We start from the raw sequence: 7,738 nt of genomic DNA on the forward strand, positions 1-7,738 counted from the left end.
GCGGCGCCGTTCGCGCAGGCGGGTGCCGCCGCGGCGGCCTACGGCATGGCGGGTGCGCAGAGCGCACCCGTGGCGCCTCCGCCAGCCAATCCGCAATCCGCCTTCTCGACCAACACGCCCGGCATGCAAGGCTATGCGCAAAATGCTGCGCATGGCGGCGGTACGCACGCGCCGGGCCAGCCGCCGGGCAAGAAACCGTTCAGCTACGGCCCGTGAGCTAACGTGGCCAGGGGCGGCTGAGGGTATGGCTAAGGGGCAACTAAGAGCAGGCGCAATGTAAGTTAAGGAAAGGCAAGCTGTATGAAAAATGGGCGCTCGATGCGCCCATTTTTCTGTCCCGGTGGCCATGACCTCGCCACCACCTTCGGGCTCCACTCGAGCCCTCGCCGCGCGCCTAGCGCCGCGGCAGCGTTTGACGCGGCATGCGCTCGTCGTCGTACATGACGTGCTTGCGGCCTTCCACGTGATGGGCGATGGTGCTGCGCACCTGCGCGGCCGTTACATTGCCGGCCACCACCTGGCGTGAAATGCGGCCGTTGCCGTCGATCCACTCGACGATGCGGCAAGTGCCGCCGAAAGGCTGCACAAGCGGCTCGGAGACGCGGCAGCCGCGCACGACGATCGAGTTTCCGACGAAGGACGATTCTGTCTGTTTCAAGTCGCTATCCTTTCCGCTGGATGCGGGGTTGCATATGCGGGCAAGGATAGGGAAATCGCAAAATTTTCTGGTTACAGTGCGAACCAGGGTTGTTACCAATGATTACGCGACAGAACATGCCTGTCGCATCGACATCACTCCAGTTCGCGCACCCGGTCGATCGCTTCCTCAATCCGCTCGACGGCGATCACGTTGAGTCCCTCGATCGGCTGCTTCGGCGCATTGGCGCGCGGAATCAGCGCGCAGGTGAAACCGAGCTTCGCCGCTTCCTTCAGACGATCCTGGCCGCGTGGCGAGGGACGGATCTCGCCCGCCAGGCCCACTTCGCCGAAAACGATCAGGCCCTTGGGCAACGCCTTGTTACGCATCGACGAATGAATCGAAAGCAGCACGGCGAGGTCGGCGGCCGGTTCGGTGATCTTCACGCCGCCCACCGCGTTCAGGAACACATCCTGGTCGAAACAGCCGATGCCCGCATGACGATGCAGCACCGCCAGCAGCAGCGCGAGCCGGTTTTGCTCGAGCCCGACCGCGAGGCGGCGCGGATTCGGCACCTGCGCCGTGTCGACCAGCGCCTGCACTTCCACCAGCAGCGGCCGCGAGCCTTCCTGCGTCACCATCACGCACGAACCCGGCACGCTCTGCTCGTGTTGCGAGAGAAACAGTGCGGAAGGATTGGCAACGCCGCGCAGCCCGCGCTCGGTCATCGCGAACACGCCCAGCTCGTTGACCGCGCCGAAACGGTTCTTGAACGCGCGCACCAGACGGAACGACGAGTGCGTGTCGCCCTCGAAATACAGCACCGTATCGACGATGTGTTCCAGCACGCGCGGGCCCGCGAGGTTGCCCTCCTTCGTCACGTGGCCGACCATGATGATCGACGTGCCCGACTGCTTGGCGATGCGCGTGAGCTGCGCCGCGCACTCGCGCACCTGCGCGACCGAGCCGGGCGCGGACGTCAGCGCTTCGGAATAGATCGTCTGGATGGAGTCGATGACGGCGACATCGGGCTTCTCGGCCTCGATGGTCGCCTGGATCTTTTCGAGCTGGATTTCGGCGAGCAGTTGCAGCTCGCTCATCTTCGAGCCCTTTTCGAGCAGACCGAGACGTTGCGCGCGCAATGCGATCTGCGCCGCCGATTCCTCGCCGCTCACATAGAGCGCGCGGCGATCGGCCGCGATTTCGGCGAGCGATTGCAGCAGCAGCGTCGACTTGCCGATGCCCGGATCGCCGCCGATCAGCACCACGCCGCCCGCGACCAGGCCGCCGCCCAGCACGCGGTCGAACTCGCCCACGCCGGACGTGAAGCGCGGCACGTCGGACGCCTCGATATCGGCCAGACGGCGCACCGGCGCGCTCTTCGCTAGCGCCTGATAACGGTGATTGCCCGCGGGCTCCGCGACGCTTTCCACCAGCGTGTTCCACGCGCTGCACGCGGGACACTGTCCTTGCCATTTCGGCGCCTGCCCGCCGCATTCGGTGCAGATATAGAGCGTCTTAACCTTCGCCATACTTTTAGCCATACCGCCGTTGTTCTGGTGTCGTTGTCCTGTCCCGCTTCCCCGCGCGCCGCGCTTATTCCGCGCTTATTCCGCGCTTACTCAGCGCGCACCGGCACGCGCGGCGCGACCGCGCACATCAGCTCGTAGCCGATCGTGCCGCACGCGGCGGCCACCTCGTCGATCGGCAGATTCGCGCCCCACAGCTCGACGCGCGTGCCCATCCCCGCGCCCGGCACCGGCGTGAGATCGACGGTCAGCATATCCATGGAGACGCGGCCGACGACCCGCGTGCGCACACCGTCGACGATCACGGGCGTGCCCTCGGGCGCGACGCGCGGATAACCGTCCGCGTAACCGCAGGCCACCACGCCGATGCGCATGGGCTTGCGCGCCGTGAAAGTCGAGCCGTAGCCGACGGTCTGGCCTTCGGCGACGTTTTGCGTGGCGATCAATTCGGATGCGAGCGTCATCGCCGGTTGCAGGCCGGTGCCGTCGAGCGCCGACGCCACGCCCGAAGGCGACGCGCCGTACAGCACGATGCCGGGCCGCACCCAGTCGAAATGCGACTCCGGATGCCAGAGCGTGGCCGCCGAATTCGCGAGACTGCGCGCGCCCGCGATCCCCTGCGCGCCGCGCTCGAACGCCGCCATCGCCTCGCCGATGCCGCGCGGCGTGTCAGCGTCCGCGAAATGCGTCATCAGCGTGATCTGACCGATGCCGGCCGCCGCCCGCGCGCGCTCCCATGCGGCGCGGTATTTCTCGGGCGTGTAGCCGAGCCGGTTCATGCCGCTATTCATCTTGAGCTGCACGTTCACGGGCTTCGAGAGACGTGCCATTTCGAGCATGCGCATCTGCTCGTCGCAATGGACGACGGTCGAGAGGCTGTAACGGTCGATCACGTCGATGTCGGTCGGCCGGAAAAAGCCTTCGAGCAGCAGGATCGGGCCCGCCCAGCCGAGCTCGCGCAGCTTCACGGCCTCTTCGAGGTCGAGCAGGCCGAAACCGTCGGTGGCGCGCAGTCCGGGGAACGCCCGCGCCAGCCCGTGCCCGTAGGCATTGGCCTTGACCACGGCCCAGATTTTCGACTTCGGCGCGTATTTCCGGACGACGGAGAGATTATTGGCGAGTGCGGCGGTGTGAATCGTGGCTGAGAGGGGGCGCGGCATGGGAGATTTTCGTAAAGACGCTTTCGAATCAGGAGCTTACAGGGTGTTTTCAGCGCCCGGCAGGCCCGCCTGCTGGGCGGTCAAGGAATGTGCTAGTCCGAATGCAGCTATTTTCGTGATATAAAGCCCTGCGCACAACCCATTTCGAACGTAATAAGCCCGGATGCCTCCCACCCGTCCGGGGCGGACGGACCGCAGCGAGGACAGCATCGCATCAGATGAAAAAAGGCTTTTACACCATCATGGCCGCGCAGTTTTTTTCGTCGTTGGCCGACAATGCGCTCCTGATCGCTGCGATTGCACTGCTGAAAGACCTTCACGCCCCGAACTGGATGACGCCGCTGCTCAAGCTGTTCTTCGTCCTTTCCTACGTCGTTCTTGCCGCATTCGTCGGCGCCTTTGCTGATTCCCGCCCTAAGGGCAAAGTGATGTTTATCACGAACTCGATCAAGGTCGTGGGCTGCGCCATGATGCTGGCCGGCACGCATCCCTTGCTCGCGTACGGCGTGGTCGGTTTCGGCGCGGCGGCGTATTCGCCTGCCAAATACGGCATTCTGACGGAACTGCTGCCGCCTGAACGGCTCGTCGCCGCCAATGGCTGGATCGAGGGCACCACGGTCGGCTCCATCATTTTGGGCACCGTGCTCGGCGGCGCGCTGATCAGCCCGCACATCGCCGCCCACGTGATCCGCCACACGCCCGCCTCGATCAACACGCCGGCCGAAGCCGCGATGCTCGTGATCATGGCCATCTACGTGATCGCCGCCCTCTTCAATCTGCGCATTCCCGACACCGGCGCGCGCTATCCGCGCCAGCAGCACGGTCCGATCCGCCTCATCACCGATTTCGCCGACTGTTTCAACACGCTCTGGCACGACAAGCTCGGCCAGATTTCGCTCGCGGTCACGACGCTGTTCTGGGGCGCGGGCGCGACGCTGCAATTCATCGTGCTGAAGTGGGCCGAAGTCTCGCTCGGCATGTCGCTCTCGGAAGGCGCGGTGCTGCAGGCCGTGGTGGCCGTGGGCGTGGCCGCCGGCGCGATGATCGCAGCCGCGCGCATTCCGCTCAAGAAGTCGCTCTCCGTGCTGCCGGTCGGCATTCTGATGGGCATCGCCGTGATGCTGATGGCGTTCTACACGCGCAACCTCTTTCCGCCGCATTGGGGCCTGCACATCGGCCACCTGCGCATTCCGGGCTATCTGCTGTTCGCCTATATGTTCCTGATGGTCGTGGGCGCGCTGTCGGGCTTCTTCGTCGTGCCGATGAACGCACTGCTCCAGCATCGCGGCCACGTGCTGCTGTCCGCCGGTCACTCGATCGCCGTGCAGAATTTCAACGAAAATCTCTCGGTGCTCGTGATGCTGTGCCTCTACGCCGTGCTCGTCTGGCTCGACGTGCCGGTGACCATCGTGATCGTGCTGTTCGGCACCTTCGTCTGTCTGATGATGTGGCTCGTGATGCGGCGCCACCAGGCCAATCAGCGCGCGTTCGACTCGGTCGCGCTGATCGGCGAAAATCACGGACACTGACCGGCTGCGCCAACGCGCCGCCGCCGTCCCCTTCATCGAACTTTTCAGCGTCCGCGCGACGGTCTTCGAGCTTTCGGAGCGATGCGCGCGCGGCGCCTTCGCGACGCTGCCATGACCTCACCGATTTCCCACGTCCTCACGATCGCCGGCTCCGATTCGGGCGGCGGCGCGGGCATCCAGGCCGACCTCAAGGCGTTCTCCGCGCTCGGCGCGTACGGCGCGAGCGTGATCACCGCGCTGACCGCGCAGAACACGCGCGGCGTGACGGCGATCCACGCGCCCGACGCCGCCTTCGTGACGGCGCAACTCGACGCCGTATTCGACGACATCCGCATCGACGCCGTGAAGATCGGCATGCTCGCCAACGCATCGATCGTGCGCGCGGTGGCCGACGCGCTGCGCCGTCACAAGCCGCCGCGCGTGGTGCTCGACACGGTCATGATCTCGAAGAGCAATCACGCGCTGCTCGCGCCCGAGGCCGTCGCGGCGCTGCGCGAGGAGTTGCTGCCGCTCGCGGGCATCGTCACGCCGAATCTGCCTGAGGCGGCGGCGCTGCTCGGCATCGAAGCGGCCACCGATGAAGCCGCGATGGTCGAACAAGGCGAGCGTCTGCGTGCGCTCGGCGCGCAGGCCGTGCTGATGAAAGGCGGCCACCTCGGCGGCGACGACAGCCCCGACTGGCTGATCGAAGCCGGCGGCACGCTGCGTCTGGGCGGCCCGCGCGTGCCGGTGACGAACACGCACGGCACGGGCTGCACGCTGTCTTCCGCGATTGCCGCGCTGTGGCCGCAGAACGCGACGCTCGCGGATGCCGTCGCGCAGGCGAAGACCTATCTCACCGGCGCGCTGGAAGCGAGCGACCGGCTCCACGTCGGGCACGGCGTGGGCCCGGTGCATCACTTCTGGCGTTGGTGGTAAACGCGGGTTATTGCCGCGCGAAAGCGCTCGCCCGCTCGGGCCAGTCGTCGGGGACGATGAAGCCGCGCGAGCGCTCGATATAGCCGCCGACGCCGTCGGCGACGAACGCAGCGACCATCACCGGATCATGTTTGCGCGGCAGATTCGCGAACAGCGTCGCGGAATCGGTCGGGCGCGCGACAGCGAGGCGGTTTAAAAATCCGTCTGCCTGCGTGGCGCGCTTGATAGACATTTCGTCCGCCGATCCGCCCTCGCACTTTTCCTGATTACTTGTTTCACCGCTACTTTCGGACGCAGCGCTGGATTGGCTGTTAGTTGCGATCTTTAGACGATCGCGTTCCGCGAGTTCATGCGCGTCGAGACGGCGCGGCGCGAGCCACGCGAGACGCGGCAAAACGCTCCAGCCATCCGCGTCGTGACGCGCCGCGAAATCGGCCCAATCGGCGTGCGTGACCCACCAGCCGCGCCCATGCGCTGCCGCCAGTTCCGGCGCATTCGTCGCGGCATGGCCCGCGTGCCGATCCGCGCGATAGAACAGCCAGCCCTTCACGAACATCTGCGCGAGCCAGGGACCCGCCAGGCCGAGCGCCGCGAATTCCTCGCGCTGCGTCAGCCGCAATTGATGGTCGAGCAAATGCGCGAACTTCCAGTCGAAGCGATCGCGCAAATTCGGCCCGACGAAATCCGCGAGACGGCCCTCGTGAGGCTCGTCGGCGTCCGCGTGGAGATAGCACTTCACCGCCAGCTCCCAATGCAGCTTGTGGCCGTCGGCGGTCTCGACGAGAAAATCGCATTCGCCCAGCGTGCGGCCCGCGTGTCGCAGCGGGAGACCGGCGGCGACGAGTCGCGGCGCGGGGCCGAGCGTCAGCCACGCGCCGAGCAGCGTTTCGGCGTACCGACCCAGACGCGTGAGATTCGCGGCATCGAGCATGGCGTGCAGCGGCGCCGGATGGCGATCGAGTTGAACGAGCCAGTCGGCGACGGCACGGGCCGACGTCGTATCGGCGCAAGGCTGCGCGAGCGGCGCATGCGGTTGCGGACGCAACAAGTCCGCACTCAGCAGGAGCCACGCAAGATCGCGCACGGCCGCGTCGGTGTAGCAGGCCAGTGGATCGGACGCAACTCCGGACACAACTCCGAACACAGCGTCGGACGCGACGAGCCCCACCCCGCCGCGCCCTTCCGCGTTCATGACTCGCCGCCCGCCGCCTTGCGCCACGTGTCGCGCGCGAGGCACAGATCGGCCCACGCCTTCGACTTGTCGTGCAGGCTGCGCAGCAGATACGCCGGGTGATAGGTGACGATCACCGGCACGCCTTCATATTCGTGCACGCGACCGCGCAGCGACGCGATGCTGCCGTCGGTCTTGAGCAGGCTCTGCGCCGCGAAACGTCCGAGCGCGACGATGATCTTCGGCTTCACGAGCGCGACCTGGCGTTGCAGATACGGCTCGCAGCGCGCGACTTCGTCCGGCTCGGGATTGCGGTTGCCGGGCGGGCGGCACTTGATGACGTTGGCGATATAGACGTTCTCGCCGCGCGCGAGCGTCAGCGCATGGAGCATGTTGTCGAGCAGCTTGCCTGCCTGGCCGACGAACGGCTCGCCCTGGCGGTCTTCGTTCTCGCCGGGCGCTTCGCCGATCAGCATCCAGTCGGCTTCGCGGTCGCCGACGCCAAAGACGGTGTTGGTGCGCTTTTCGCACAGGCGGCAGCGCTCGCACGACTTGACGCGTTCGGCGAGCGCGTCCCAGTCGAGCGTCGCGATGTCGTCGCGCGGCGCGCGCGCGGGTGCGTCGATGTCTTGCGGCAGCACCGGTTCGGCGACCGAATCGAACCACGCGAAATCGTCGTCGGTGAACGGCGGCGGTTCGTCGGCATCCGGTTGGGCGCGCTTCGCTTCGGACGGCGCCGGTCGACGCGCATCGGCGGGCGGCGAGGCAGCGCCCGGCTCGCGCTGCGGCGTGCG

The 7,738-nt window shown here is 66.5% G+C and carries 8 protein-coding genes; 3 read left to right on the plus strand and 5 right to left on the minus strand.

Going from position 1 to position 7,738, the window contains the following annotated elements:
* Window positions 1-216 (plus strand): hypothetical protein (locus G3N97_RS34235; RefSeq protein ID WP_205997300.1); only part of this gene is annotated, 216 nt, incomplete at its 5' end.
* 178 nt (window positions 217-394) lie between these two features.
* Here G3N97_RS34235 and G3N97_RS34240 read toward each other — a convergent pair.
* From G3N97_RS34240 to alr, 3 genes are all read right to left on the minus strand, one after another.
* The gene (locus G3N97_RS34240) at window positions 395-658 is read right to left on the minus strand and encodes a DUF2866 domain-containing protein (RefSeq protein WP_065060183.1); all 264 of its coding nucleotides are present in this window, start codon (window positions 656-658) and stop codon (window positions 395-397) included.
* 134 nt (window positions 659-792) lie between these two features.
* Entirely contained in the window at window positions 793-2,169 is a 1,377-nt protein-coding gene (gene radA, locus G3N97_RS34245) for a DNA repair protein RadA (protein WP_065060360.1), read from the minus strand.
* An 86-nt stretch (window positions 2,170-2,255) separates the two neighbouring features.
* Entirely contained in the window at window positions 2,256-3,326 is a 1,071-nt protein-coding gene (gene alr, locus G3N97_RS34250; RefSeq protein ID WP_183713999.1) for an alanine racemase, read from the minus strand.
* 218 nt (window positions 3,327-3,544) lie between these two features.
* On the opposite strand from alr, the gene lplT reads away from it, so the two are divergent.
* Together lplT and thiD are read left to right on the plus strand one after the other, a co-directional pair.
* The gene (gene lplT, locus G3N97_RS34255; RefSeq protein WP_065060185.1) at window positions 3,545-4,855 is read left to right on the plus strand and encodes a lysophospholipid transporter LplT; all 1,311 of its coding nucleotides are present in this window, start codon (window positions 3,545-3,547) and stop codon (window positions 4,853-4,855) included.
* A 111-nt stretch (window positions 4,856-4,966) separates the two neighbouring features.
* Complete coding sequence (gene thiD / locus G3N97_RS34260; RefSeq protein WP_074984584.1) at window positions 4,967-5,773, plus strand: bifunctional hydroxymethylpyrimidine kinase/phosphomethylpyrimidine kinase; 807 nt, start codon at window positions 4,967-4,969, stop codon at window positions 5,771-5,773.
* Window positions 5,774-5,780: 7 nt separating this feature from the next.
* Here the strand turns inward: thiD and G3N97_RS34265 are convergent, their stop codons facing one another.
* Both G3N97_RS34265 and G3N97_RS34270 read right to left on the minus strand, forming a co-directional pair.
* Entirely contained in the window at window positions 5,781-6,965 is a 1,185-nt protein-coding gene (locus G3N97_RS34265; RefSeq protein WP_241031009.1) for a DUF1853 family protein, read from the minus strand.
* The coding region (locus tag G3N97_RS34270) for a uracil-DNA glycosylase (protein ID WP_241031010.1) at window positions 6,962-7,738 on the minus strand (777 nt) is incomplete at its 5' end. The genes G3N97_RS34265 and G3N97_RS34270, both read right to left, overlap by 4 nt.

The organism is Paraburkholderia sp. Ac-20347 (genome assembly GCF_017104805.1).
GTDB lineage: Bacteria > Pseudomonadota > Gammaproteobacteria > Burkholderiales > Burkholderiaceae > Paraburkholderia > Paraburkholderia tropica.

What these genes read in the sequence shown, in the direction of transcription:
- lplT (WP_065060185.1), top strand. Translation starts at nt 3,545, where the DNA reads ATGAAAAAAGGCTTTTACACCATCATGGCCGCGCAGTTTTTTTCGTCG.
- thiD (WP_074984584.1), top strand. Translation starts at nt 4,967, where the DNA reads ATGACCTCACCGATTTCCCACGTCCTCACGATCGCCGGCTCCGATTCG.
- radA (WP_065060360.1), bottom strand. Translation starts at nt 2,169, where the DNA reads ATGGCGAAGGTTAAGACGCTCTATATCTGCACCGAATGCGGCGGGCAG.
- G3N97_RS34265 (WP_241031009.1), bottom strand. Translation starts at nt 6,965, where the DNA reads ATGAACGCGGAAGGGCGCGGCGGGGTGGGGCTCGTCGCGTCCGACGCT.
- alr (WP_183713999.1), bottom strand. Translation starts at nt 3,326, where the DNA reads ATGCCGCGCCCCCTCTCAGCCACGATTCACACCGCCGCACTCGCCAAT.